Source organism: Micromonospora sp. Mcm103, from assembly GCF_024519755.1.
In the GTDB taxonomy this organism is placed as follows: Bacteria; Actinomycetota; Actinomycetes; order Mycobacteriales; family Micromonosporaceae; genus Micromonospora; species Micromonospora aurantiaca.
In genome coordinates this window covers 1-24829 of the sequence record NZ_JALJRJ010000029.1, presented here as the reverse complement: position 1 = coordinate 24829, position 24829 = coordinate 1, and the positions used below count along the sequence as shown (strand labels likewise).

Genomic DNA, 24829 nt, shown 5'->3' with positions numbered 1-24829 from the left:
CCAGCGGGCGACCCCGCCGAGCCAGTCCGGCCCGGCACCGGCGGCCGGGGCCTGACCGGGCGGCTGGTGCAGCCGGCGCAGCGCCGGGCCGAGCGCCGGGGTGGCCGGCAGCGCCTCGCGTACGACCAGGAACAGCCCGAGCCCGACCGCGCACCCGCCGAGCACCGCGATCGCCATCTGCCAGTTGAGGATCACCGCAGCCGCCTTTCGTTCGCGACTGCGGGGCTCGCAAGCTCACTCCTCGCGCTCACGCGATCGCCTCCTCCAGGTCGGGCGCCGGCAGGAACCGCGCGGGCCGGGGCGGCTGGCTCATCGAGCGCACCCAGACCAGCAGGCCGACGAACGCCGCACCGAGCACCGCCATCACGAGCTGACCGGTCACCGTCCCGTAGGGACGGATGTAGTCGCTGTTCACCAGCCCGTACGCGAGCGTCGCCAGCGTCATGCCGGTGAGGAAGCGGACCGCGAACCGGGGCTGGGTGCGCTTCGCCTCGACCTCGCGGCGGGTCGCCACCTCGGCCGACGCGGCGGTGGCGATCGACCCGAGCACGTCGCCGAGGCGCTCGCCCCGGTCGGTGAGGTGCAGGATCAGCGCGGCCACCACCTGGTCGGCGACCGGGTCGGCGATCTCGTCGGCGAAGGCGAGCAGGGCGGAGCGGGCCAGCCAGCCGGCCTGGAGGCGGGCCGCGAGCGTGCGTACCTCCTCCTGGATCTCCTCCGGCGCGGTGGCGATGGTGCCGATGATCGCCTGCTGGAGTCCCTGGCCGGTGGCCGAGATGTCCTTGAGCCGGCGGGTCCACTCGCCTACGGCTTCGACCCGGGCGATGGCCCGCTGCTCGGCCCGGCCGACGGCGAACAGCCACGGCACGCCCGGCACCGCGAGCGCCACCAGCAGGCCGACCACCGGCAGCCCGGTGAGCAGGAACGCCGCCGCCCCGGCGACCACAGCGGCGCCGAGCAGGAGCTGGTAGCGGCGCTGGTCGGCGCGGCTCGCGCCGGAACCGGTCCAGAGCCGGCTCAGGCCCGGCCCGGAGCCGGGAGCCGGACCCGGCGGGCGGCGGGTGCCGACGAGCGCGACCACTGTCAGCACCAGCCCGGCCACGCAGGCCGCGCCGGAGACCAGGGCGATCAGTTCGATCTGCGTCACGCCGGGCCTCCGCTCGGCCGCGCCCCGAGGCGGGTGTGCCGGGGCCGCCGCCACGCGCCCATGCCCGCCTCGACGAACCGGGTGAGCAGGCGGGCGTCGTAGCCGACGCGCAGCAGCTGGTCGCGGATGCGTTCGGGCAGGTGGCGGGGGACCGCCCGGCCGTCCGGGCCGGGGCCGAAGACGGTCGTGGTGGTGATCCGGTTGCCCTCGCCGACGCCGATGACCTCCTCGACGTGCGAGACGAACCGGTGCTTGCGCCCCCCGATCGCCGTCTCGTCCTCGACCGTCACGTAGACGATCAGGTCGAGCGCATTACCCGCCATCCGGCGGGCCTGGTCGACAGTCATCTCCCGGCCATGGGACAGCGCCAGCTCGATGATGCGTTCGCTCACCCCCGAGGGGGTACGCGCGTGGATGGTGCACATCGACCCGCGGCTGGTGGTCATCGCCTGGAGCATCGGCACGATCTCCCGGGACCGCACCTCGCCGACGATGATCCGCAGCACGCCCATGCGCAGCGACACCGGGATCAGATCGGCGATGCTGACCTCACCCGCCGGCCGCCCGTCCGCGCCGCGCTCGCCGTGCCCCTCCCGGGACTCGAAGCTCATCACCGCCCGGTGCTTGTGCCCGCGCCGGGCCGGCAGCAGTTCCCGGCTCTCCTCCAGCAGCACGTACGGCTCGTCGGCCGGGATCTCGTCCATCAGCGCGCGGATGACAGTGGTCTTCCCGGCCCCGGCGAGCCCGGCGACCATGATGTTCAGTCCGGCCCGCATGGACGCGCGGAGGAAGTCGCGCAGCAGCGGGTCGATCATCTCGTCCAGGTCGGGCCGGCCGCCCGCGATGTCCTCCAGGCTCACTTCGAGCGTGTTGTGCTTGCGGATCACCGCGTACGGGCGGTGGCTGACCAGGAACACGGCGGCGAGCCGGCTGCCGTCAGGCAGTTGCAGGTCGAGCGTGGGCTTCGAGGTGGACAGCGACCGCTCGGTGGCCCCGGCGCGGCGGGCCGCGGCCTGGAGGATCTCGACCAGTTCGTCGTCGGTCTCGGCGATCGGCTCGGCCCAGTCGACGCCGCCGCCGTGCCGGGTGATGCGTACCTGGTCGCAGCCGAGGATGTGCACCTCCTCGATGCTGTCGTCGACGAGCAGCGTCTGGAGCCGGCCCAGCCCGACGAGTTCGGCGGTTACCTGGTCGAGCAGCAGCCGCTCCTCGTCGGCGGCCATCGGCGTGCCGGCCCGGCGTACCGAGTCGGCATACGCGGACACCACGGCTACCGCCAGCCGGGCGCGCTCGACCTCCTCGGCGTCGGCGTCGAACTCGCGTCCGCGCTGCCAGTGGGTGAGCCGCTCGCTCAGTTCCCGGCGCAGCTCGCGGACCACTGCGAAGTCGACCCGGGGGCGTGGCGGTGGCGCCGCCGGCGCGGCGGGCATCGGACCGGGTACGTGGTGCCGCCCGTTCGGCGGGGCCAGCGGCGGCACAGTGGAGACGACGCCCGGCTGCTGGACGCGCGGGTCGTGGGAGACCGGCTCAAACCGCACCGGACACCCCCGGCACGCTCGGCGCGGTCACCGCGCGCGGTGTGGCCGCCCCGGGCCAGGCCAGCCGGGCGCGCCGCCGGTCCAGCAGCGCCCGTACCGGCACCTCCAGGGCGCCGGCCGCGCGCATCAGCGGCCGGTTGGCCCGTACGGTGCCGCCGTGGGCGAGCACCTCGGCGGTACGCGGGTCGTGCGGCAGGCGGGCGATCACCGGCAGCCGTAGCGCCTTGCTGATCTCGCTGGTGCCGTGCCCGTCCCCGACGACGAGGAGCCGCAGCGTGCCGGGCGGTACGCGGTGCTCGGTGAGGTCCCGCTCGATCGCGCGGGCGGTGGCCCGGGTGGCGGAGAGGTCGGGCAGGTGCGCACGGGTGACGAGCAGTACCACAGCGGCGGCCCGCAGCAGCGGCCACGGTGGACCGCCCACTGCCAGCCGGCCACAGTCGACGAGCACGTCGTACGGCGGTTCGCCCCGCTCCAGTCCGGTGAAGTAGTCGGCGAAGCGCTGCCAGAGCGGGATCACGCTGCCGGCCTGGGCCGGGTCCACGACGCCTGGTAGCAGCAGCCGCTCGCGGCGGGGCGCGTCCAGGTCGACCAGCTGGGACCAGAACGCGTGTTCCAGGCTGCCGTCGCGCAGCTCACCCACCGCCAGCTCACCGATGCCGCGCGGCCCGTCCAGCGCCCCGCCGAGGTAACCGGCGAGGATCGAGCCGCCCGCCGGGTCGCACTCGGCCAGCACGAGCCGCCGGTGCCAGCTCAGCGCGGCGGCGAGCGCGGCGGTGGTGACGCCCGGCGACCCCTTCGCCGAGACCAGGGCGATGATCGCCATCAGGCTGCCTCGGTGAGCACGAGCGCGATCCGGTCGTCGGCGGCGAGCGCCACGACAGCGGGCACGTCCCGTACGGCAAGCGCCAGGTAGACCACCACGTCGCCGTTCTGCGGCGTGGCGGTGTCGATCACGGTGCCCTCGAACCGGGTGCCGCCGCCACGGGACGCCTCGGAGCCGCCGCCGGTGGCGTTCGACGGCGTGCTGACCAGCAGCACCTTGTCACCGGGGTGCAGCTTGCGGGCCGGCACCTGCTCGGGTTTCAGCCCCAGCGCGATCTGCTGCTGGCCGGCGCCGAGCAGTGGGGCCTCGGTGAGCTGCGCCTCGGTGAGCAACGTGCCCGGGGTGAGCCGGACGGCCGCCCGCAACCCCAGCACCTCGTCCATCCGGTCGGCGGGCACCGGCCGGAGTTCCCGGCCGCCGGAGACGCGTACCGGCACCAGGTCGTCGGCGCTGAGTTGCTGTCCCACGTCGACCGCCCGGGCCACGGCCAGGTACGTGCCGGTGGAGCGGACCGAGGTGACCGCGAACGCGGCGCCCAGACCGCCGAGGGCGATCAGCAGGACCGCCAGGCCGAGCAGGCCGGGTCGGACGCGTCGTTGCCGGACCACCTTCGGCGGTGCGACGGGTGCCTCCACCGGGGTTCCGTTGCGGGCTGCCACGACACTCATCGGGTCACCACCTGAAGCTCGTTGATCTGTACCAGGACGACGCCGCTGGACCGGCTCTGGGCGATCACGCCGCTCTCCCCGCCGCCGGACCACTCGACGGTCCAGAACGTCGTGGCGCTGACCTCGTAGGTGCCGGCCTCCGGATAGCCCTGGTCGAGGCCGCAGTCCGGCGAGGTGGAGCCGGCCCTCGGCCCGTCGGCCCGGTAGGGCGTGCCCGGCCCGTCGCAGGTGACGTCGATGTCGTCGGACATGTGCCAGACGATCCGGTCCACCTTCGCGGTGATCTCCACGGTCAGTCCCCGGTCGGAGGCGGACGCGGACAGCGGCCCGAAGTACGCCTCGCCCGGGCTGGCCCACATCCAGACGGGTAGCCCGACCAGGCCGGGGCCCTGGCTGCGCCGGGGTGCCACGGCGGCCCGGGGCGGGAGCAGCGAGATCGAGGCCAGCGCGCGGCGGGCCAGTTCCTCCGGGTCCGGCGGCGCGCCGTAGCCGGGCGGCGGGGCGTCGAGAAGCGCCCGGCGCAGGCTGCCGAGGTCGCCGCCGTTGCAGGTGAGCTGGTACCACTGCTGGCCGGGAGGGGCCTCGCCCTGCGGCTCCTCGAGCTTGTAGTAGCACCCGTCGGCGTTGTTGAACCAGCCGAGAACCTCGTGGTAGCAGGGGATGGCCCGGCCGTTCCACTGGCACTTCGGGGTGCTTCCGCCGTTGCCGCCCCCGCCGCCGTTGTCTCCGCCGCCACCCGGCCCACCCGGTCCGCCGGGGATGCCGGGGTCGTCGTCCCAGACGTCGCAGTCGGTCTGTTCCGGCGGGCACGAGCCGCCCGGGTCGGCGGCGCGGGCGGGTGCGCCGGTGAGCGTCAGCAGCGCGGCCAAGCCGGCGGCGAGCAGCAGCCGGCGGAGCGTCCCGGCCCGGGCCGGCCGGGCCGGGACACCCCTTCCTCCCCAGGTCAGCACGGCTGGTCCTGGTGCGCGGCGCCGCCGTTGACGCGCCACCGGCCGTCCGGGTACCGGACCGCCGTGGCGGTGGCCAGGTAGCGCCCGCCGCGCGTGCCGGGCACGGCCTTGCGGTCCTTGGCGTAGACGAGCCGGTAGCCGCTCGCGTCCAGGCAGTCCTGGATCTCGACGGTGGGCGGGCGCGCGGTCAGGTCGACCGACACGACCTCGGGGTCGGAGAGCAGTTTCCCGGTACGCATCGCGCCGTGCTCCTTCGCGTCGAGAATCGCCATTCGCACCCGAGTCAGCAGCGGATCAGCCAGAAAACGGGTCAGAGCGGGATGGGACGGATCGCTGCGCGCACTGGCCGCCCGGGACGCGTCGAGATAGCCGGAATAGGCGGCCAGAGCCGCTTTTCCGGCCGCGTTCTCCTCGGCGCTGGAATGGGCGGCGGGTGCGGCGGCGCGGCCGGTCAGCGGACGGGTCGCCGCCTCCGGCTCGGTGCCGCAGCCGGTCGAGCCGACCACCAGCACGAGGCTGAGCAGGAAGATTTCCCATCGGCGGGATTGCCATGTGCGCAACGCCGATCCCTCCTCGGTGCCGGCCCGGGGCGATCACGCCGACCCGCTCCGGGCATGCGGAAGCGCGCCCGGAACTGTCACTCCGGGCCCCCGTCGCCGCCATTCGTATTGACCTGTACTGATCGCTGCGGATTCTGTGCCCTTGCTCCTCCGACGCCAATTGATCGGGGGTTGCGTCGTACCCAAGGGGCGAGCATAGGCTCACGTCCGCCGATGCAACAGAGGCAATTCACGTGAACACGGTGAGTGAAGACGGGAGGTGGTGGCCGGTGTGTGTCACCACGGTGACGAGCGGGCTTCGGCGGGGTTCCGGGCCGGCTGGCGTGTGCTCACCCGTACGCGCCGCGGCGGTGACGACGGGCCGCCGGTATGGGTGGGGAGCATGCCGCTCGTCCGATCCGTCCCGCCGGTCCGCCGGGGTTCACGCCGTGGCTCGTCCCGGCCGGTCGCGCGTCGCGCCGCACGCCGCCGCGGGCTTCCCCCGTCACATCCACACGATCGATAAATCACTCTGCGTGCTCCACGATGGAACGCACGGCGACCGGACGGGGGATCCGGTATGACGGCTGAACGGGTGCGGCGCACCGGACCGGTGGCCGATGCCGGCCGTCCGAGCGCCCGGCTGGCCGCCGCCCTGACTGTCGTACCCCTGCTCCGGCTGGCGGTGGCGCGCTACGCCGTACCGCCGGGGTGTCCGGACCGGACGGCGTGCGACGGCTGCGGCACGCCGATCGGGCTGGACCGGCCGCTGCCGGCGCTCGGCCCCGCGGCCCGGTGCCCGGCCTGCCGGGCCCGGGTCGGCGCAGCGCCCGCGGTGGTGGAGGTGGCGTTGCTGCTCGCGATGGCCGTGCCGGTGTTCGCCGGCGGCGCGCCCGCCGCGCGGCTGGCGCTGGCGTGGTGGCTGGTCTGGGCGGTGCCGATGACGATCGTGGACGCGATGGCGCACCGCCTGCCCGACCGGCTCACCTGGCCGGCCGCCGCCGGCGTGTGGGCGCTGCTCGGGGTGGCCGCGCTGACCGGCCCGGGCGTCGACCCGCTGGTACGCGCCGTCCTGGCCGCCCTGGCGCTCGGCGGCGGCTTCGCCGCGACCACGCTGCTGTTCGGGCGGCGCGGCTTCGGTCTCGGCGACGCCAAGCTGGCGCTCGGCGCGGGCGCGCTGCTCGGCTGGTACGGCTGGCCGGTGCTGGTGGCCGGGCTGGTGCTCGCGCTCCTCCTCGCCGGGTCGGCCGGGGTGGCGCTGCTCGCCGCCCGGCGGGTCCGCTGGTCCGGGCACCTGCCGTTCGGGCCGTTCCTGGTGCTCGGCACCGCCGCCACGCTGGTGCTCGTCACCGTGTGATCGGCCACCCGCAGGTGCGGGCGGGTTCGTCACGGGTATCGGAGTCCCAGCCGCCTCCCAGCCGGGTCTGGTTCGGTGGCGGTCCAGGCTTCGGACTCGGGAGGGCACGTGCCGCACGGCGACGACGGTTGGCGGATCCGGCGCACGAGCGCGGACCTGGACCGGCTGGGCGAGACCGAGTCCGTCTTCGCGCTCGCCAACGGCTGGGTGGGCTGGCGCGGGACGCTCGACGAGGGCGAGCCCTGCGGCATGCCCGGCAGCTACCTCAACGGGTTCCACGAGCAGCACGAGCTGACCTACCCGGAGAGCGGGTACGGGTTCCCGGAACGCAGCGACACCGTGATCAGCGCGCCGAACGCCGCCCTGATCCGGCTCTGGGTGGACGACGAGCCGCTGGACCTGGGCACCGGCACGATCCGGCGGCACCACCAGGAGCTGGACCTGCGCGCCGGGGTGGTCCGCCGGGAGACCGAGTGGGTCTCGCCGGGCGGCCGGGGTGTGCGGATCCGCAGCACCCGCCTGGTCTCGCTGACCCGCCGCCCGGTCGCCGCCGTGGACTGGGCCGTCGAGCCGCTGGACGAGCCGGTCCGGCTGCGGGTCGGCGCCGACCTGCTCGCCAACCAGCGGGTGCCGGAACGCGCCGACGACCCCCGGGCCGCCTCGGTGATCCACGACCCGCTCACCGGCGAGATCCGCCGCGACAACGGCCTCGACGGGGTGCTCGTGCACCGGACCGGGCGCAGCGGCCAGCGGGTCGCCGTCGCCGTCGCGCACCGGGTGGAAGCGCCCGACGGGATCGCCACCGACACCGAGCTGACCGCCGACCGGTTCCGGCTGGCGCTGTCCGGTCCGGTGCGCCCCGGCGAGCGGATCCGGGTCACCCGGTTCGCCGCGTACGAATGCGCCGACGTCGACGGCACCCCGGCCGGCGAGCTGGCCGACCTGGTCGTCGCGGAGGCGGACACGGCCCGGGCCGACGGCTTCGACGCCCTGCTCGCCGAGCAGCGCGCCGCGCTCGACGCGGCGTGGGCCACCGCCGACGTCGAGCTGGACGGCGACCCGGAGCTGCAGCTCGCGGTGCGGTTCTCGGTGTTCCACCTGCTCCAGTCCGGCCGCGCCGACGGCGACCGGACCATCCCGGCGAAGGGGCTGACCGGCAACGGCTACGACGGGCACGTGCTCTGGGACACCGAGGGCTACGTGTTGCCGGTGCTCACGTACCTGGCGCCGGAGCTGGCCCGCTCGGCGCTGCGCTGGCGGCACGCCCACCTGCCCGAGGCCCGCGACCGGGCGGCCGAGCTGCGCCTGACCGGCGCCACCTACCCGTGGCGGACGCTCAGCGGCCGGGAGTGCTCCGGCTACTGGCCGGCCGGCAGCGCGGGCCTGCACGTCAACGCCGACATCGCCGACGCGGTGCTGCGGTACGTGGCGGCCACCGGCGACACCGCGTTCCTCGCCGAGTGCGGCGCCGAGGTGCTGATCGAGACCGCTCGGCTGTGGCACGGCTACGGCCACTTCGACGACGGCGGCGCGTTCCACCTGACCGGCGTCACCGGCCCGGACGAGTACTCCGCGTTGGTCGACGACAACGTGTTCACGAACCTGATGGCCCGGCGCAACCTGCGTGGGGCCGCCGACGCCGCCGAGCACTGTCCCGAGGTGGCCGCGCGGCTCGGCGTCGACGCGGCCGAGGTGGCCGGCTGGCGGGCCGCCGCCGACGCGATGTTCGTCCCGTACGACGGCAAGCGCGGTGTGCACGAGCAGTCGGCCGGTTTCACCGCGCAGCCGGAGTGGGACTTCGCCGGCACCGGCGAGGACGACTATCCGCTGCTGCTGCACTTCCCCTACCAGGAGCTGTACCGCAAACAGGTGGTCAAGCAGGCCGACCTGGTGCTGGCCATGCTGCGCTGCCCGGGGGAGTTCACCGCCGAGGAGAAGACGCGCAACGTCGCCTACTACGAGGCGCGGACCGTCCGGGACTCGTCGCTGTCGGCGTCCGCGCAGGCGATCCTCGCCGCCGAGGTCGGGCACCTCGACCTGGCGTACGACCTGTTCGCCGAGACGGCGTTCCAGGACCTCGCCGACCTGGGCGACAAGACCGCGGACGGGCTGCACCTGGCGTCCCTGGCCGGCGCCTGGCTGGTGGTGGCGCAGGGCTTCGGCGGGCTGCGCGACGACCGGGGCGTGCTCGCGTTCGAGCCGCGCCTGCCCTGGCCGATCACCCGGCTGGCGTTCCACCTGCGCCGGCACGGGCACCGGCTGCGGGTCACGCTCACCGGGCGGGAGGCCCGCTACGAGCTGCCGGACGCCGGGCCGGGCGACGCGGTGGAGCTGTGGCACCACGGCGAACAGCTCCGGGTCACCGGCGACGGGCCGGTCACCCGGCCGATGCCGCCGGTGCCCGATCCCGGCCCCGAGCCGCAGGCCCCGCCCGGCCGCCGTCCGGAACGGCGCGCTCAGGAAGCGGCGGGCGGCGGCGACTGAACCGGCAGGCCGGACATCCGGGCGACGACCTCCTCCAGCGCCCCGAACGCGTACGCCCAGTTGTGGCACTTGAAGCTGCGCAGCCCGGTGATCGGGGTGCGGCAGTCGGCACAGTGGACACCGGGGATCGCGTCCGGCACCTCGGTGTTCACGTACTTGCGCTCGCCGAGGATCACCCGCGCGATCATCGTGTGGTCGTGCACGCCGTGCAGCGCGGACGCGACGATGTCGTACCAGGTGACCCGCCGCCCGCACTTCGGGCAGTCCGGCTCGTCGCCGCTGACCCACAGCGGCGCGCCGATGCTGCGCGCCGGCATGTTCAGCAGCTTCTCCAGCCGCCGCACGTCCGCCTCCGGGGTGGTCCACCGGTGCCGCCCGGGCAGTGACGCGGGCGAGTCGTAGACGGCGCGGAACACCGCCGGTTCGACCTCCACTGTCTCCCGTTCACCTGTCATCGGAACCTCCTCGCGCCGGCGTGTCCCACCGTCGTACCAGGTGGAGACCGGGATCGGCCGCATCGTCGACACGACGGGTCAGCGGTGTGTCGCGCAGAGTGCTAGACATCGAGGCGTGACGGAGGCTGAGAACCGACCGAATGTCGCCCGGATGTACGACTACTACCTCGGCGGCTGCCACAACTTCGCCGCCGACCGGGCCGCCGCCGAGGAGGTCCTGAAGATCTTCCCGGACACCGGCGTCGCCGCGCAGAGCAACCGCGCGTTCCTGCGCCGGGTCGTGCGCTGGGCGGCCGAGCAGGGCGTCCGCCAGTTCCTCGACATCGGCGCGGGCCTGCCCACCCAGGGCAACGTGCACGAGGTGGTCCGCGCGGTACGCCCCGACGCCCGGGTGGTCTACGTCGACCACGACGAGGTCGCCGTCGCGTACGCCCGGCGGTTGCTGCCCACCGACGGCCGCACCGTCGTGCTCCAGGGCGACCTGCGGCGTCCCGGCGAGCTGCTTGCCGACCCGACGCTGCGGGACACCATCGACCTGAGCGAGCCGGTGGCGGTGCTGCTGCTCGCGGTGCTGCACTTCGTGCCGGACGACGACGACCCGTACGCGGCGGTGGCGACGCTGCGCGACGCGACGGTCCCGGGCAGCGTGCTCGCGCTGTCCCACCTCACCCTGGACGGCCTGCCGACGCTGCCCACCGAGCAGGGCACCGCGATCTACCGCCGCAGCAGTTCCCCGCTGGTGCCCCGCACGCGCGACGAGGTGGCCCGCTTCCTCGACGGCTACGAGCTGGTCGAGCCGGGCCTGGTCAGGGTGGCGGACTGGCGGCCCGACGGGGAGCCGCAGGCCGCGGTGTCGCACGGCTACGGCGGGGTCGGCGTCCGCCGCTGAGCGCGGTCAGTCCAGGCCGCCGTGCGCGGCCCAGAGCGCGGCGGCCCGGTCGGCCGCCGCCGCCACGAGCGCGGCCAGCTCCGGCCGGTCCGGCACCCGGAACGACACGTACGCGCCGCGTCCGCCAGCCGTGGGCCGGCCGTACGCCTTCGCGGCGAGACGCCCGTCCGGCAGCAGCCTGATGTTGAGCGTGGTCAGTGTGAACTCCTCGCCGCGCCGGGTGTCGGTCCAGCGCAACTCCTCCGGCACTGTGACGTTGATGGCGAGGGCGCTGACGTCGGGGGAGGCGGCGCTGCTCATCCGGCGATCGTCGCACGATCGCCTGCTCACCGGCGCAGCGTCGTTTCGCGGGTCATGTGGGACAGCTTCTCCGGGTTGCGCACCGCGTAGAGGCCACTGATCCGGCCGTCGTCGAGGCGTACCGCGACCACGGTGTCCAGCTCACCGTCGAGGCGTACCAGCAGCGCCGGGTAGCCGTTCACCTGCACCGGTTCCATCGATGCCACGGCCGCGATCCGGCGCCAGCCGCCCGCGAGCAGGCGGGCCACCTTGCCGCCGCCGGTGACCGGCCGGGCGATCGCCTGCTTGATCCCGCCACCGTCGCCCACCAGCACCGCGTCCGCGGCCAGGACGCGGAGCAGCCCGTCCAGGTCGCCGGTCTCGACCGCCCGCCGGAATGCGTCGAGCGCGTCGCGGGCCTCGGCCGCCGGGACGGTACGCCGGGGGCGGCGCGCGGTGACGTGGGCCCGCGCCCGGTGCGCGATCTGCCGCACGGCGACCGGGGTGCGCTCGACCGTCTCGGCGATCTCGTCGTAGCCGACGTCGAACACCTCCCGCAGCACGAACACGGCCCGCTCGGTCGGTGTGAGCGTCTCCAGCACCAGCAGCATCGCCATCGACACGCTCTCGGCAAGCGTCACGTCGTCCGCGACGTCGGGTGCGGTGAGCAGCGGTTCGGGCAGCCACGAGCCGACGTACGACTCCTTGCGCCGGCCCAGCGTGCGCAGCCGGGACAGCGCCTGCCGGGTGGCGATCCGGACCAGGTAGGCGCGCCGGTCCCGGATCTCGTCGAGGTCGACGCCGGCCCAGCGCAGCCAGGTCTCCTGCACCACGTCCTCCGCGTCGGCGGCCGAGCCGAGCATCTCGTACGCGACGGTGAAGAGCAGGTTCCGGTGCGCGAGGAAGTCCTCGGTGGCCGGGTCCGCCATGACTGACTCCTTCGCCGCTCGGTTGCGTTCCCCACCAGACGCCGCCCGCCGCCGCCGTGTGACACCGGGTCGCTGTGGCGGTCCTCACCCGGCGTCGCCGTCACGCCGGACGCGTCTCCGGCATCTCGTGTTCGTCAGACACTCACCTGAGCAGAGAGGGCGCCACCATGCAGACCCGATTCAACCTGTTCGAGAACCCGGTCTCGGCGACGTTCATGAAGCGCTTCGCCGGCGCGGGCCTGGTGATCCACCAGTCGTCGCTGCCCCGCACCGTCCAGGAGCTGGTGTCGCTGCGGGCCAGCCAGGTCAACGGCTGCGGCTGGTGCATCGACATGCACACCAAGGAGGCGGTGGCCGGCGGCGAGAGCGCGGTCCGGCTGAACCTGGTCGCCGCCTGGCGTGAGTCGACAGTGTTCACCGAGGCCGAGCGCGCGGCGCTGGCGTTCGCCGAGGAGGGCACCCGGCTCGCCGACGCCCACCAGGGCGTGTCCGACGAGACGTGGGAGCAGGTGCGCGAGCACTACGACGACGACCAGATCGCCGCGCTCGTGTGCCTGCTCGGGCTGATCAACGCGGCGAACCGGTTCGCGGTGCTCGTGCACCAGCGCGGCGGCTCGTACGAGCCGGGCATGTTCGCGGCGGCGATGAGCTGAGCGCCGAAGCGGTGGCCCGGCCCGGTACCCCGGGCCGGGCCAGCGGCGGAAAACGGAGCGACACCCGTGATCCACTGTCGCCATACTGCTGGCCATGAAGATTGCGGAGGCCCTTGCGCTGCGGGCGGATGCGGCGCGACGCGTGGAACGGCTGCGTTCCCGCATCACCGCGAGCGCCCGCTACCAGGAGGGCGAGGCGCCCGCCGAGGACGCCTCGGCGCTGCTCGCCGAGGCGGGTGAGGTGCTGGGTGAGCTGGAGACGCTGATCCGGCGGATCAACCGGACCAACGCCGTCACGACGGTGGACGGCGGCACCCTCACCGACGCGTTGGCGCGTCGCGACGTACTGCGTCTGCGGCACGGCGTGGTCACCGCCGCGGCGGACGCCGCCGCCGGTGAAGGCCAGCGCGGCTACCGCCAGCTACGGTCGGAGCTGACGATGATCCCGGCTCTGCCGGTTGCCGAACTGCGCCGGCAGGCCGACGACCTGGCCCGGCAGATCCGCGAGGTGGACACCACGATCCAGCGGACGAACTGGGAGGTCGACCTGCTGGACTGACGATTCGCGGAGCAGGTAGCCGACGTGGAGGCGTGCACGCCCCCGAGAGCCGGCGGGCAATCCGGCTCACTCCTGGCGCGCCGAGGGCAGGCGCAGGGGTTCGACTCCCCGGCACACAACGCATGCCCAGCACAGGACACAGGTGACGGCGCACAGGGCACGGCACACCACCAGGTGCAGATCCACGACGGTGAGGGTGGGACAGGGGACTTCCGCGACTCGTCCCAGGCGTCATCGCAGGTTCCAGAAGAACGACCGGACGTCGTCGGCGAACAGCTCCGGCACCTCCAGCGCGGCGAAGTGACCACCCCGGTCGAACTCGCTCCACTGCCGGATCGTGTACGTCAGCTCGGCGATCGGCCGCACGGATCGGGTGATGTCGTGCGCGAACACGGCGACCCCGAGCGGGGGCGGGCAGGGCGCGGGCGGGCCACCGAACGCGCTCTCCCGCACCAGCCGCGCGGACGAGGCGGCAGTGCCGGTGAACCAGTAGACCGAGACGTCGGTGAGGATGCGATCCACGCTGACGGCCGATCCCGGGTCGGTCCATTCGGTGAACTTCTCCGCGATCCACGCGAGCTGCCCGACGGGTGAGTCGTTGAGCGCGTACGACACGGTCTGCGGCCGGCTGGCGTAGAGCACCTGGTGGGGGTGGCGCTGCGTCTTGAGCCGCATGATCCGGGCGAGCCGGTCGCGGTCCTCGCCGGACAGCGCGGCCTCCCCGGTCCAGCCGGGTGGCGGGGGCGTGGGCAGGTAGTTCAGGTGTACGCCGACGACGTGCTCCGAGTCGATGCCGCCGAGCCGGGTGGAGATGACCGAGCCCCAGTCGCCGCCCTGCGCGCCGTACCGCCGGTAGCCGAGCCGGCGCATCAGCTCGGCCCAGGCGCGGGCGACGCGGTCGACGTCCCAGCCGCGTTCCCGGGTCGGGCCGGAGAACCCGAATCCCGGGATCGACGGTACGACCAGGTGGAACTGTTCGGACAGCGGGCCGAGCACGTCGAGGAACTCCACGACCGAGCCGGGCCAGCCGTGGGTGAGGATCAGCGGCAACGCGTCCGGGTCGGCGGAGCGTACGTGCGTGAAGTGGATGTTCTGCCCGTCGATGGTGGTGGTGAACTGCGGGTACCGGTTCAGCTCGGCCTCGGCCGCCCGCCAGTCGTACGCGGTGCGCCAGTGTTCGGCCAGCTCGCGTACCCGGGCCAGCGGGATGCCGTAGTCCCACCCGGCGTCCGGTAGCTCGTCGGGCCAGCGGGTGCGGTCCAGTCGGTCGGCCAGGTCGTCGAGGTCGGCCTGCGGGATGTGGATGCGGAACGGCTCGATCACTGTCGTACTCCGATCGTTGGTGCCACTAACGTTGGTGCGACGAACGATAGCGCAGATCGTTGGGGACGCCAACGTTTTCGGCTAGGCTGGGCAGGTGGAGAACTCCGAGCTGGACCTCGTACCGACCCGCCTGGCCGGCCTGCCGAGCTGGCTCATCACCCAGACCGCCGTGCGCGCCGGGCGGCTGGTGGGCGACGGGCTCGCCGCGGTCGACGCCCGGGGCTACCACTTCCGGCTGCTCGCCACGCTCGACGAGTTCGGCCCGGCCAGCCAGGCGGCGCTCAGCCGGCGCAGCGGCATCCACGTCAGTGACGTGGTGGCGGCGCTCAACGAACTCGCCGAGCGGGAGTTCGTCACCCGCAGCCCGGACCCGGCCGACCGGCGGCGCAACGTCGTCACCATCACCGCGGCCGGGCGGCGGCAGTTGCGGCGGCTGGAGAAGCGACTCGCCGCCGTGCAGGACGAGCTGCTCGCGCCACTGTCGCCTGATGAGCGCGCGGAGCTGACCCGGCTGCTGGCGCGGGTGCTGGCCCACCACACCCGCCCGCCCGCCTGACGGCTGCTGTCGGCGGCCACCGTCACTACCCGCCCTACCATTATCGTTATCGATAGTGATAACGTCTGTGGCGTGACGATGTCGATGGAGCGGTGGGCGGAGATCGCGCTGCACCCGGTGCGGATCCGCATCCTGCGCGCGGTCGCCGGTGCCCGGGTGACGACGCACGACCTGGTCGAGCTGCTGCCCGACGTCCCGCAGGCCACCCTCTACCGGCACCTGGCGACGCTCGTGAAGACCGGGATGCTCGACGTGGTGCAGGAGCGCAAGGTCCGCGGGGCCGTCGAGCGGGTGTACGCGCTGCCCGCGCACGGCGCGGCGCTGGACCCGGCGGCCCTGGCGACGGCGACGCCGGAGGACCACGCGCGCTACTTCACCGCGTTCGTGTCGAGTCTGCTGTCCGAGTTCTCCCGCTACCTCGCCCGGGAGTCCGTCGACTTCGTCGCCGACGGCGTCGGATACCAGCAGCTCGTCCTGCATTTGACCGACGCCGAGCTGCACGAGTTCGCGGCCGGGCTCAACGCGCTGGTCGGCCCGTTGCTCGCCCGAGGCCCCGGCGACGGACGGATCCCCCGGCTGCTGGCGACCGTCCTGATGCCCGCCGAGCGCCCGGCGACCCCCGGCGACACGCACACGCACACGTCAGCGCACGACTCCGACACGACGAAGGGCGACGACTGATGGCCTCGGTAACGCTTGACCGCGACGTGATCGACATCCGGTTCACCGGATGGGAACGGATGTGGGTCGGGCGGGAGCGGTTCACGCTGCGCCTGTCCGCCGTGCGGTACGCCGCCCCGGTGGACGAGCCGATCCGGCTGGCCCGTGGCGCCCGGCGCGGGTACACGGTGTCCGGCTTCGCCAAGGTCGGCGTCTGGGGCATCTTCGGCGGTCCCCGGCAGCTCGTGGCGGCCCGGCGCGGTCAGCCCGGTCTGCACCTGGTGCTGGACCGCGCGGCGGCCGGCGGGGAGTTCGACGAGGTCGTCGTCTCCGACCCGGCCGCGTCGCACCTGGCCGAGGCGATCGGGCGGGCGACGGGGAGCCGGCCATGACCGGCGACCGACTGGCGATCGAGGCGTCGGGCCTGACCAAGCGCTACGGCGACGTCACCGCCGTACGCGACCTGACGTTCACCGTACGACCCGGCGCGGTCACCGGCTTCCTCGGCCCGAACGGCGCCGGCAAGACCACCACGATGCGCATGCTGACCGGACTGGTGACGCCCACCAGCGGCGCCGCCACTATCGGCGGGCAGCCGTACGGCCGGCTGGCCCAGCCGTCGCGGACCGTCGGCGCGGTGTTCGACGGCAACGCGTTCCACCCCGGCCACACCGCCCGGGACCACCTGGGTGTCTACGCCGCGATGGCCGGCTGCCCGGACAGCCGAGTCGCGGAACTGCTGGATCTGCTGGGCCTCGCGCAGGCCGCCGACCGTCGTACCCGGGAGTTCTCCACCGGTATGCGCCAACGGCTCAGCCTCGCCACGGCGCTGCTCGGCGACCCCCGCGTCCTGCTGCTCGACGAGCCGTCGAACGGCCTGGACCCGGAAGGCATGTCGTGGCTGCGCGGCCTGCTGCGCCGGCTCGCCGACGAGGGCCGAACCGTGCTCGTCTCCAGCCACGTCCTGCACGAGGTCCAGCAGGTGGTGGACGACGTGGTGGTGATCCGGCGCGGTGAACTCGTCGCCGCCGGGCCGTGGTCCCGGCTCACCGGCCCGCCGACGGTGCTCGTCACCTCGCCGGACGCGGAGGCCCTGGCCACCGCGCTGACGGCCGCCGCCGGGTCCGTCGAGGCCGCCGGGTCCGTCGAGGCCGCCGGGCCCGGCCGACTGCGGGTACGCGGACTGGACGCGCCGCGCGTCGCCGACCTCGCCGCCGACCACCGTCTGCGGATCCACGAGCTGGTCACCGAGACCACAAGCCTCGAACAGCTCTTCCTCGACCTGACCACAGACCCGGCGGAGGCCCGATGAACCTGCTCAGAGCGGAACTACGCCGGGTCCTGGCCACCCGCATGTGGACCGGACTGCTGCTCGCCGCCGTCGCGCTCGGCGGCGGCCTGGTCGGACTCATGGCGCTCGTCGGACCGGAGAACTTCGACCCGCCGATGCCCGGCCTGCACACCGAGGAAGGCCTGCGGTCCATCCTCGGCATCCTCGGCTTCACCGCCTTCGTGCCGGCCGCCGCCGGCGCCCTCGCTGCGACGTCGGAATACCGGCACGGCACCGCCGCCGTCACGTTCATGTTCGCGCCGCGCCGAGGGCGGGTGCTCGCCGCCAAACTCGCCACCCACGCGATCGTCGGCCTCGGCTACGGGATCGCCCTGGCCGGGGCAGCCGCGGTGGCGCTGTTCACCGTCGCCGCCGTGCGTGGCGTGTCGCTGGGCCTGCCCGCTCCCACAGTGCTGGCGCTGCTCGCCCGCATCGGCGTCGCGATGGCTGTGTACCTGCTCGTCGGCACCGGCGTGGGTGCGCTGCTCCGCAACCAGGTCGCTGCCGTGTGCGTCGTGGTCGGCTACCTGTACCTCGCCGAGCCCGTACTGATGATGATCCCCGGCGTCAACGCGCTCTACCCGCTCCTGCCCGGCGGAGCCACCGCCGCACTCACCGACTTCACCTACGTCGCCGACGCGATGTCCGCGCAGCTCGGCAGCGACGCCGTCGCGCTCCTGCCACCGGCGGCCGGCGCGCTGCTGCTGACCGGGTACGCGCTCGCCGCCGCCGCGCTCGCCGTGGTCGTCCCGATGCGCCGCGACATCACCTGAGCGTCGCCGCTTCGTCGCCGTCCGGCGTATCAGGGCTGGCGCCGCCCGAAGACGATTCGTAGTCTGGTCATCCGACGTCCGGGGTCGACGGTGGGGGAGGGCCGACACTGCATGGACCCGGTCCTCGCCGGTCTGCCGACCGACCGCGTCGTCGCTCTGCCCGGCGCGGACGCCGACGCGGTCGCCATGATGATCGCCCGCGACCACGCGGAGCTGGCCGCCGTCGTGCACCGCCCGGTCTCGGCCTGCACCATGCCCGCGGACTTCGTGCACGCCGTGCTGGACCGGCTCGAACGGGTCGCCGTCGAGCTGCTGCCGGCCTGGCTGCCCGAGGCCGCGCACGACGTCCGCCCGGACATCTCCGGGCTCGCCGCCGTACGGGCCGCGGCCGCCGCGCGCTCGCGCCGTGACCGCTACCCCGGTTCGTTCCTGTCCGACCTGGCCGTCTTCGCGGTGACCGGGCGGCGGTCCGGCGCCACGACGCTCCCGCTGCGCGCCCGGGCCGCCGCGCTGGCGCGTCTCGTCGCCGACGCGTTCGGCAGACGGAAAGTGGTGCTGCTCGCCGAGCCGGTCCACGGTGACGGCGCGGTGACGGCGGCCGGGGCCGCGTGGCTCGTGCAGCACGGTGGCCCGGCGGTCTGGCTGGCCGGAGCCGGTGCGGCCGGGCTGGACGGGCTTCCGGCTTTCCGCGTCGCACCGCCGGCCGCGCCCGTCGACCAGGCACCGGTGGCGGGCCGGCCGCACCCGGGCAGCGACGCCGAGAAGCGCCTGGAGGCGGCGCTGGCCGCGCAGAGTTGGGCGGCCGGACGGAGATGGAACCAGAACTACCAGTCGCACCGTCTTTCCGCGCCGGTACGCCTGGATCTAGTGTGGCCGGACGAGCGGTGCGTGGTGGAGATCGACGGCCCGGAGCACTGCCGCCCGGTCCGCTTCGAGGCCGACCGGCAACGTGACGTCCAGCTGCAACTGGACGGCTACGCCGTCCTGCGCTTCACCAACGCCCGAGTAATCCACGACGTCGGCACCGTGGTCACGCAGATCGGCACGTATCTGCGGGCACGTCGCCGAGACCTGGCGGAAGGACGGCACCATGGCCGGCGATGACCTGACCGCATCCGAGAGCGCGATCCTCGTCGTGCTCATGGCCGAGGCGCGGGAGGTGCTGAGCACCGAACTCCGCGACCGCTACGGCCTGGTCGTACGCAAGCCGCAGCGCGACAAGCTCACCCGCCTGCACTACGTCGCCAGCCGCAAGAGCGGGCCGACGTACGCCCTGCAACTGGACGACAAGGGCTGGGTACGGATGCAGAGCGACCTCGACTTCACGCTGCGGGGAGCGAGCGCGCTCGGCGCCGCGCTCACCGCGGTGCAGGCGCACCTGCGCGATCGTGTCCTGGCCCGCAGCGGCTGTGCGACGCTCGCCGAACTCTTCGCGCTCACCGACGTGCGCGCGCCCGCCGCCGAGCCGGCCGGGTCGCTGGAGGCGCGTGTCGTCGCCGCGTACCGGGCGCTCGCCGACGAGCCCGGCGCCTGGGTGAGCCTGCGGCGCCTGCGACCGTTCTTCGCCGACGTGCCCCGCGACGACCTGGACGAGGCGCTGCGGCAGCTCAGCCGGTCCGAGGGCGTCACCATCGCGCCGGAGTCGAACCAGAAGACGCTCACCGAGGCGGACACCGCTGCCGCGCTCCGCCTCGGCGGGCAGGAGAACCACCTGCTGGCGATCGGCGTGTGATGAACGAGGCGGAACGGAACGCGTTGGCCGCCCTGCGGTTCGACTGGGCGCCGGTGCCCGACGACGTGTGGCGGCCGTTGCCCTTCCACGTCGACGGCCTGCACGTACCAGTCGTCCGGGACGTCCTCGCCGGGGTGGACGAGGCCGCGGCGAACCCGCACGGCAGCCCGCTCGGCCTGGTCGTCCAGGGTCAGCGCGGCTCCGGCAAGACCCACCTGCTGGGTGTGATCCGCCAGCAGGTGCAGGAGCGCGGCGGCTACTTCTTCCTGGTCGGCCTGCTCGACGCCGGCGGCTTCTGGGACGGCGTGCTCGCCGCGATGCTCGACGGCCTGTCCCGGCCGGTGCCCGGCAGCCGCGAGACGCAGCTCAAACTGCTGCTGCGGCGACTGTCCGCCCTGGTCGGGGCACCCCGGACGGCGCGCCGGGCCGTCATGGGCGACACCGAACTGACAAAGGCGGCGCTCGACGCCTTCCTCGACGGGCTCGGAGACTTCGACAGGCACGCGGCCCGCACCTGCCAGGAGACGGCGCGCGCGCTGGCGCTCAGCGCCTCCGAGGACATCTCCCACCGCGACATCGCGGAGAACTACTTCCTCTCCGGTGAGGAGGTGGCCGCCGGGGAACGCGCGGCCTGGGGCATGCGCCGCATTCCGCGCCCGGCCCAGCAGATCGTTCAGGACCTGTCCTGGCTGCTCGCCCTCACCGGCCCGTCGGTGGTGGCGATCGACCAGATCGACACGCTCATCGCCCAGCTGGCGATCCAGAGCGATCCCGCCCTGGCCGGTGCGGCTGCGATGAGCCCGGAGCAGGCGCTGATGCTGGCCCGGATGGCGGACGGCCTGATGGCGTTACGGCAGACGACCCGGCGCACGCTCACCGTCCTGGCCTGCATTCCGAACTCGTGGACCATCATCAAGTCCACCGCCGCCGACACCGTCGCGGACCGGTTCCGGGAGACGCCGCCGCTGCGCCGCATCGACGACGCCGACGTGGCCCGGGCGATCATCGAGAAGCGGTTCACCCTCCGCTACCAGGAGGCGGGGTTCGTGCCGCCGTACCCGTCGTGGCCGGTGTCCCCGCGCGCCTTCGCCGAGGCCGGTGCGTTCACCCCGCGTCAGCTGCTCATCGAGATCGACAAGCACATCCGCGAATGCCTCGCCGACGACCAGGTGCGGGAGATGACGAGCCTCGGCGAGCCGCCCATCGCGGAACCCCGGGCTCCCCGGCCCGCCCCGGTGACCGCCACCGGCGAGGAGATGGACCGCTACGACGCCCGGTTCGCCGAGCTGCGGGAGGCCGCCGACGTCACCGGCCCGCTGCGTCGCGCATCCGAGGACGCGGCCATGCCGCCACTGCTCGCCGCCGGGCTCACCGCCTGGATCCTGGAGCGGGGCGACGCGGGCGAGGCGTTCAGCGTCGACCCGCCGCCGAGCACCGACCCGCCGCTGCACGCCCGGCTGCGGCTCACGCTCGACGAGCGCACCGAGGACCAGGTGCACTGGTGTTTCCGGGCGATCGGGGACGACCACCACGGCAATGCCGCACTCGCCCGTCTCCGCAAGGCGTCGGTGGCCGCCGCCCTGGACACCGGATCGGGGCGACGGAAGCTGTTCCTGCTGCGCAACCGCGCCTGGTCGACCAGCGCGGCCACCAGCAAGGCGGTGGGGGCGTTCACCGCGGCGGGCGGCCAGACGCTCGGCGTCGACGAGGAGGACCTGCGAGTCCTCTCCGCGCTGCGGGTCATGCTCGCCGAGGCCACCATGGACCTGCAGGGCTGGCTGGCCGAGCGCCGGCCGACCCGGGAGCTGAAGTTCCTCCAGCACGCCCTTGCCGACGTGGACCGCTGGACCACCGACGCCGGACCGCCGCCGGAGCCCGCCGAGCCGTCGCCGGCCGCCGCCGCTGCCACCGGCCCGGCCGATCCCTCGTTCGTCGTCGGGCACGGGTACGACGACGGGGAACCGGTGCCGCTGGCGCTGGAGGCGCTGCGTAAGCACACCACGATCTTCGCCGGGTCCGGCTCCGGCAAGACCGTCCTCATCCGCCGCATCGTCGAGGAGTGCGCGCTGGCAGGCGTATCGGCCATCGTGCTCGACCCCAACAACGACCTCGCCCGCCTCGGCGAGGCATGGCCCGAACCGCCCGCGCAGTGGCGGCCGGGTGACGCGGACCGGGCCCGGGACTACCTCGCGCACACCGACGTCGTCGTCTGGACGCCGCGCCGCAACTCGGGCCGCCCGCTGAGCTTCCAGCCGCTGCCCGACTTCACCGGCGTACGCGACGACCCGGACGAATTCGCCGAGGCCGTCGAGGCGGCAGTCGCGTCGCTCGCGCCACGCGCCATGGTGACCGGCCGGGCCACCCGGGCGCACCTCGGGCTGGCCGTGCTGCGCAAGGCGGTCGAGCACTACGGCCGGCGCGGCGGCTCCCGATTGCAGGGCCTCGTCGACACGCTCGCCGACCTGCCAGACGGGATCATCGACCTGGACGACGCCGACAAGATCGGCCTCAGCCTGGCGCAGACCCTCACCGCCGCCATGGTGAACGACCCGCTGTTCGGCGGCGAGGGCACGCCGATGGATCCCGGCGTGCTCCTCACCCCCGCACCCGGCAAACGGGCCCGCGTCTCCGTGGTCAGCCTGGTGGGCCTGCCGTCCGACGACGTACGGCAGAGCTTCGTCAACCAGCTCCAGATGGCGTTGTTCGCCTGGATCAAGAAGAACCCGACCGGCGACCGCCCGCTGCTCGGGCTGCTCATCATGGACGAGGCGCAGACGTTCGCCCCGTCCGGCGCGATGACCGCGTGCACCCAGAGCACACTGGCGCTGGCCGCCCAGGCCCGCAAGTACGGCCTCGGTCTGATCTTCGCCACCCAGGCGCCGAAGGGCCTGCACAACCGCATCCCCGGCAACGCGGCGACCCAGCTCTACGGCCTGATGAACAGCCCGATCCAGATCGAGGCGGCCCGGGAGATGGCCCGCGCGAAGGGCGGCGACGTGCCGGACATCTCCCGCCTCACCGTCGGCGAGTTCTACCTCGCTGCCGAGGGCGCCGCACCCCGCAAGATCCGCACCCCGCTGTCGCTCACCCACCATCCGCGCAGCCCGCTCACCGTCGAGGAGGTGCTGGACCGGGCGCGCGGCGGTCAGGGGCGCAGCACGTAGCGCCCGCGTACCCCGCCCTCGGTCATCGCCCGGTGCGCGTCCGCGGCCCGGTCCAGCGGCAGGACCGCGTGCACCCGGGCCGGCAGCTCACCGGCCGCGGTGCGGGCGAGCAGGTCGGCGAGGCGTACCCCGTCGGCACGGGTCTCGATCACGCGGACGGTGACGCCGCGCTCGGCGGCCGGCTGTGCGTTGGGCCGCACGCCGACGAACACGCCGCCGTCGCGGACCAGGGCGAGTGCCCGCTCCTGCGATGCGGCGGCGTCGGCGACCGCGTCCCAGCCCGGTTCGGCGGCGGTGGTGAAGTCGGCGCCGAGGCTGCGGACGAACTTCTCGTCCCCGGCCCGCGCCAGGCCGGTCACCCGCCATCCCCGGGCCGAGGCGAGCGCGAGGACGTAGCCGCCGACCGCGCCGGCCGCCCCGGTGACCAGTAGCCGGCCATCGGCGGACGGCTCGCCGAGCAGGTCGACGACCTGCGCCGCGGCGAGGCCGTTGAGCGGCACTGTCGCCGCCGCCACCAGGTCCAGATCATCGGGTACGACGGCGAGGCCGGCCGTGGGCACGACGAGTTGCTCGGCGTACGTGCCGTAGTCGCGGTCGAATCCGACCACCAGACCGGCGACAGGGGTGCCGGCGGTCAGGTCCACGCCCGGGCCGACGGCGTCGACGGTGCCGGCGAAATCCCAGCCCAGGCCGGTGTGGTGCGGCTGGTCGATCAGCCCCAGCGAGTGGAAGAAGCCGCCTGCCACCCCGAGGTCGACGGGGTTGACCGCCGCCGCCGCGACCGCCACCCGGACCTCGCCGGGCCCCGGCTCGCGCTCCGGAACGTCGATGATCTCGATCGCGTCGGGTCCGCCCGGGGTGCGGACGACGGCGGCGCGGAAGGTACGCGTACCCATGATGGTGTCTCCTTGTTCGTGAGGGATGCCCTGCTCCACGATGGAGGGGTAACTTTCTTTCGGGAAGTACGCACTTCGGAGTGCGTTGGGTACCCCCGGGTAGGAGGCGCGGACGATGCCGACGCAGACGGCGGCGGAGAAGCGGGCGCAGGCGCGGGAGGAGTACGACGCGTTCCTCGCGGGCTGCCCGAGTCGGCAGCTCCTGGACCGGATCTCCGACAAGTGGGTGGCGCTGATCCTGGCCGCGCTCGGCCGCGACGGCCCGGACCGCAACGCGGAGCCGCAGGCCATGCGCTACTCCGAGCTGTCCCGCCGCCTGGCCGGGGTCAGCCAGAAGATGCTCACCCAGACGTTGCGCTCGCTGGAACGCGACGGCCTGGTCACGCGCACCGTGACGCCGAGCGTGCCGGTGACTGTCACCTACGAGCTGACCGACCTGGGCCTGTCGCTGCACCGGCTGACGTACGGCATCAAGCTGTGGGCCGAGGCGCACATGGACGAGGTGCACGCCAACCGCGAGCGGTACGACGCCGCGGTCGATCGCTGACCGGCCGCCCCGGGATTCTCCGAAACTTTCGGTCCTGGCCGTGGTTCTCGTCGGGCTTCGCTCTCACGGACATCTGTGGACTCCCGCGCTGATCAGCCGGTCGAGTCCACGTTCGCGTTGACATCGACATTGACCGATCGTGCCGTCGCGGATATCTTCCCAGGGAAGTTACCGGTACATCTTCGAAAAGTTTCAGGGCAGTGACGCGGGGGTGGGCGCACCGCCGGCTCCCACCCGCGTCCAGCCGGGCATCGCCAGCGCATCATCGTCCGATATGCAGAGGAGTGTCATGAAACATCTACCGAGGCGCAGCCACCGCGTGGTGCTGGCCGCCGTCACCAGCGCGCTGGCACTGGCCGGTGCCGCGCTCGTGGTGCCCAGCCTGGCCCAGGCAGCGGCGAGCACGCTCGGCGCCGCCGCGGCACAGTCGGGCCGCTACTTCGGCACCGCCATCGCGGCGAACCGGCTGGGCGACTCCACGTACAGCACCATCGCGGCGCGTGAGTTCAACATGATCACCGCCGAGAACGAGATGAAGCCGGAAGCGCTCCAGCCCAACCGGGGCCAGTTCAACTTCT

Annotated in this window: 26 protein-coding genes and 1 pseudogene; 15 read left to right on the top strand and 12 right to left on the bottom strand. The window is 73.8% G+C overall.

Annotated elements, in window-relative coordinates:
* From OC439_RS27460 to OC439_RS27430, 7 genes and pseudogenes are all read right to left on the bottom strand, one after another.
* A pseudogene (locus OC439_RS27460) lies at positions 1-192 on the bottom strand (secretion system protein); the annotation flags it as partial.
* Positions 193-247: 55 nt separating this feature from the next.
* Complete coding sequence (locus tag OC439_RS27455) at positions 248-1201, bottom strand: type II secretion system F family protein (RefSeq protein ID WP_410054964.1); 954 nt, start codon at positions 1199-1201, stop codon at positions 248-250.
* On the bottom strand, positions 1144-2685 hold the full coding sequence (locus OC439_RS27450; RefSeq protein ID WP_262015955.1) for a CpaF family protein: 1542 nt from the start codon (positions 2683-2685) through the stop codon (positions 1144-1146). The genes OC439_RS27455 and OC439_RS27450 overlap by 58 nt, the downstream gene beginning before the upstream one ends.
* Entirely contained in the window at positions 2675-3508 is an 834-nt protein-coding gene (locus tag OC439_RS27445; protein ID WP_262015954.1) for a ParA family protein, read from the bottom strand. Before OC439_RS27445 ends, OC439_RS27450 begins: the two co-directional genes overlap by 11 nt.
* Positions 3508-4176, bottom strand: a complete 669-nt coding sequence (locus OC439_RS27440) for an SAF domain-containing protein (protein WP_262015953.1) — start codon at positions 4174-4176, stop codon at positions 3508-3510. Before OC439_RS27440 ends, OC439_RS27445 begins: the two co-directional genes overlap by 1 nt.
* Positions 4173-5126 (bottom strand): hypothetical protein, encoded by a 954-nt coding sequence (locus OC439_RS27435; RefSeq protein WP_262015952.1) that lies wholly within the window; start codon positions 5124-5126, stop codon positions 4173-4175. The genes OC439_RS27440 and OC439_RS27435 overlap by 4 nt, the downstream gene beginning before the upstream one ends.
* Complete coding sequence (locus tag OC439_RS27430; protein WP_402810508.1) at positions 5120-5686, bottom strand: hypothetical protein; 567 nt, start codon at positions 5684-5686, stop codon at positions 5120-5122. Before OC439_RS27430 ends, OC439_RS27435 begins: the two co-directional genes overlap by 7 nt.
* 559 nt (positions 5687-6245) lie before the next feature.
* On the opposite strand from OC439_RS27430, the gene OC439_RS27425 reads away from it, so the two are divergent.
* Together OC439_RS27425 and OC439_RS27420 are read left to right on the top strand one after the other, a co-directional pair.
* Complete coding sequence (locus OC439_RS27425) at positions 6246-7022, top strand: prepilin peptidase (RefSeq protein ID WP_262015951.1); 777 nt, start codon at positions 6246-6248, stop codon at positions 7020-7022.
* A gap of 108 nt (positions 7023-7130) precedes the next feature.
* Positions 7131-9506 (top strand): glycoside hydrolase family 65 protein, encoded by a 2376-nt coding sequence (locus OC439_RS27420; RefSeq protein WP_262015950.1) that lies wholly within the window; start codon positions 7131-7133, stop codon positions 9504-9506.
* Here the strand turns inward: OC439_RS27420 and OC439_RS27415 are convergent.
* A complete protein-coding gene (locus OC439_RS27415) occupies positions 9479-9961 on the bottom strand; it encodes a hypothetical protein (protein WP_262015949.1) in 483 nt (160 codons plus the stop codon). The two genes, OC439_RS27420 and OC439_RS27415, sit on opposite strands and share 28 nt — an antisense overlap.
* Positions 9962-10076: 115 nt before the next feature.
* Between OC439_RS27415 and OC439_RS27410 the strand changes: the two genes are divergently transcribed.
* Positions 10077-10850 carry an SAM-dependent methyltransferase gene (locus OC439_RS27410; RefSeq protein WP_315985953.1) on the top strand — a complete coding sequence of 258 codons (774 nt, stop codon included), beginning with the start codon at positions 10077-10079 and terminating at the stop codon, positions 10848-10850.
* A 6-nt stretch (positions 10851-10856) separates the two neighbouring features.
* Here OC439_RS27410 and OC439_RS27405 read toward each other — a convergent pair whose 3' ends face one another.
* Both OC439_RS27405 and OC439_RS27400 read right to left on the bottom strand, forming a co-directional pair.
* Entirely contained in the window at positions 10857-11150 is a 294-nt protein-coding gene (locus OC439_RS27405) for a hypothetical protein (protein WP_047892875.1), read from the bottom strand.
* Positions 11151-11176: 26 nt separating this feature from the next.
* A complete protein-coding gene (locus tag OC439_RS27400; protein WP_262015948.1) occupies positions 11177-12058 on the bottom strand; it encodes an RNA polymerase sigma-70 factor in 882 nt (293 codons plus the stop codon).
* Between the two features lie 167 nt (positions 12059-12225).
* Between OC439_RS27400 and OC439_RS27395 the strand changes: the two genes are divergently transcribed.
* Together OC439_RS27395 and OC439_RS27390 are read left to right on the top strand one after the other, a co-directional pair.
* Positions 12226-12711, top strand: coding sequence for a carboxymuconolactone decarboxylase family protein (locus OC439_RS27395; RefSeq protein WP_262015947.1), 486 nt, complete (start codon positions 12226-12228; stop codon positions 12709-12711).
* Positions 12712-12805: 94 nt separating this feature from the next.
* Positions 12806-13270 carry a DIP1984 family protein gene (locus tag OC439_RS27390; RefSeq protein ID WP_262015946.1) on the top strand — a complete coding sequence of 155 codons (465 nt, stop codon included), beginning with the start codon at positions 12806-12808 and terminating at the stop codon, positions 13268-13270.
* 231 nt (positions 13271-13501) lie between these two features.
* Here the strand turns inward: OC439_RS27390 and OC439_RS27385 are convergent, their stop codons facing one another.
* Complete coding sequence (locus tag OC439_RS27385) at positions 13502-14593, bottom strand: epoxide hydrolase family protein (protein ID WP_262015945.1); 1092 nt, start codon at positions 14591-14593, stop codon at positions 13502-13504.
* A gap of 94 nt (positions 14594-14687) precedes the next feature.
* Here OC439_RS27385 and OC439_RS27380 point away from each other — a divergent pair, with 94 nt between their 5' ends.
* The 8 genes from OC439_RS27380 (at position 14688) to OC439_RS27345 (ending at position 22808) form a co-directional block, all read left to right on the top strand.
* Positions 14688-15149, top strand: a complete 462-nt coding sequence (locus OC439_RS27380) for a MarR family winged helix-turn-helix transcriptional regulator (RefSeq protein WP_262015944.1) — start codon at positions 14688-14690, stop codon at positions 15147-15149.
* A gap of 78 nt (positions 15150-15227) precedes the next feature.
* Positions 15228-15830, top strand: coding sequence for a helix-turn-helix domain-containing protein (locus OC439_RS27375; protein ID WP_262015989.1), 603 nt, complete (start codon positions 15228-15230; stop codon positions 15828-15830).
* Positions 15830-16201, top strand: coding sequence for a hypothetical protein (locus OC439_RS27370; RefSeq protein WP_262015943.1), 372 nt, complete (start codon positions 15830-15832; stop codon positions 16199-16201). Before OC439_RS27375 ends, OC439_RS27370 begins: the two co-directional genes overlap by 1 nt.
* Positions 16198-17121 (top strand): ABC transporter ATP-binding protein, encoded by a 924-nt coding sequence (locus OC439_RS27365; RefSeq protein ID WP_262015942.1) that lies wholly within the window; start codon positions 16198-16200, stop codon positions 17119-17121. Before OC439_RS27370 ends, OC439_RS27365 begins: the two co-directional genes overlap by 4 nt.
* Complete coding sequence (locus OC439_RS27360; RefSeq protein ID WP_262015941.1) at positions 17118-17912, top strand: ABC transporter permease; 795 nt, start codon at positions 17118-17120, stop codon at positions 17910-17912. Before OC439_RS27365 ends, OC439_RS27360 begins: the two co-directional genes overlap by 4 nt.
* Before the next feature lie 111 nt (positions 17913-18023).
* The gene (locus OC439_RS27355; RefSeq protein ID WP_262015940.1) at positions 18024-19016 is read left to right on the top strand and encodes an endonuclease domain-containing protein; all 993 of its coding nucleotides are present in this window, start codon (positions 18024-18026) and stop codon (positions 19014-19016) included.
* Positions 19003-19644 (top strand): hypothetical protein, encoded by a 642-nt coding sequence (locus OC439_RS27350; RefSeq protein WP_262015939.1) that lies wholly within the window; start codon positions 19003-19005, stop codon positions 19642-19644. Before OC439_RS27355 ends, OC439_RS27350 begins: the two co-directional genes overlap by 14 nt.
* The gene (locus OC439_RS27345) at positions 19644-22808 is read left to right on the top strand and encodes an ATP-binding protein (protein ID WP_262015938.1); all 3165 of its coding nucleotides are present in this window, start codon (positions 19644-19646) and stop codon (positions 22806-22808) included. The genes OC439_RS27350 and OC439_RS27345 overlap by 1 nt, the downstream gene beginning before the upstream one ends.
* Here the strand turns inward: OC439_RS27345 and OC439_RS27340 are convergent.
* Positions 22790-23704 carry an NADP-dependent oxidoreductase gene (locus OC439_RS27340; protein WP_262015937.1) on the bottom strand — a complete coding sequence of 305 codons (915 nt, stop codon included), beginning with the start codon at positions 23702-23704 and terminating at the stop codon, positions 22790-22792. The genes OC439_RS27345 and OC439_RS27340 overlap by 19 nt on opposite strands.
* 115 nt (positions 23705-23819) lie before the next feature.
* On the opposite strand from OC439_RS27340, the gene OC439_RS27335 reads away from it, so the two are divergent.
* Positions 23820-24251 (top strand): winged helix-turn-helix transcriptional regulator, encoded by a 432-nt coding sequence (locus OC439_RS27335; protein WP_262015936.1) that lies wholly within the window; start codon positions 23820-23822, stop codon positions 24249-24251.
* 289 nt (positions 24252-24540) lie between these two features.
* The coding region (locus tag OC439_RS27330) for an endo-1,4-beta-xylanase (RefSeq protein WP_262015935.1) at positions 24541-24829 on the top strand (289 nt) is incomplete at its 3' end.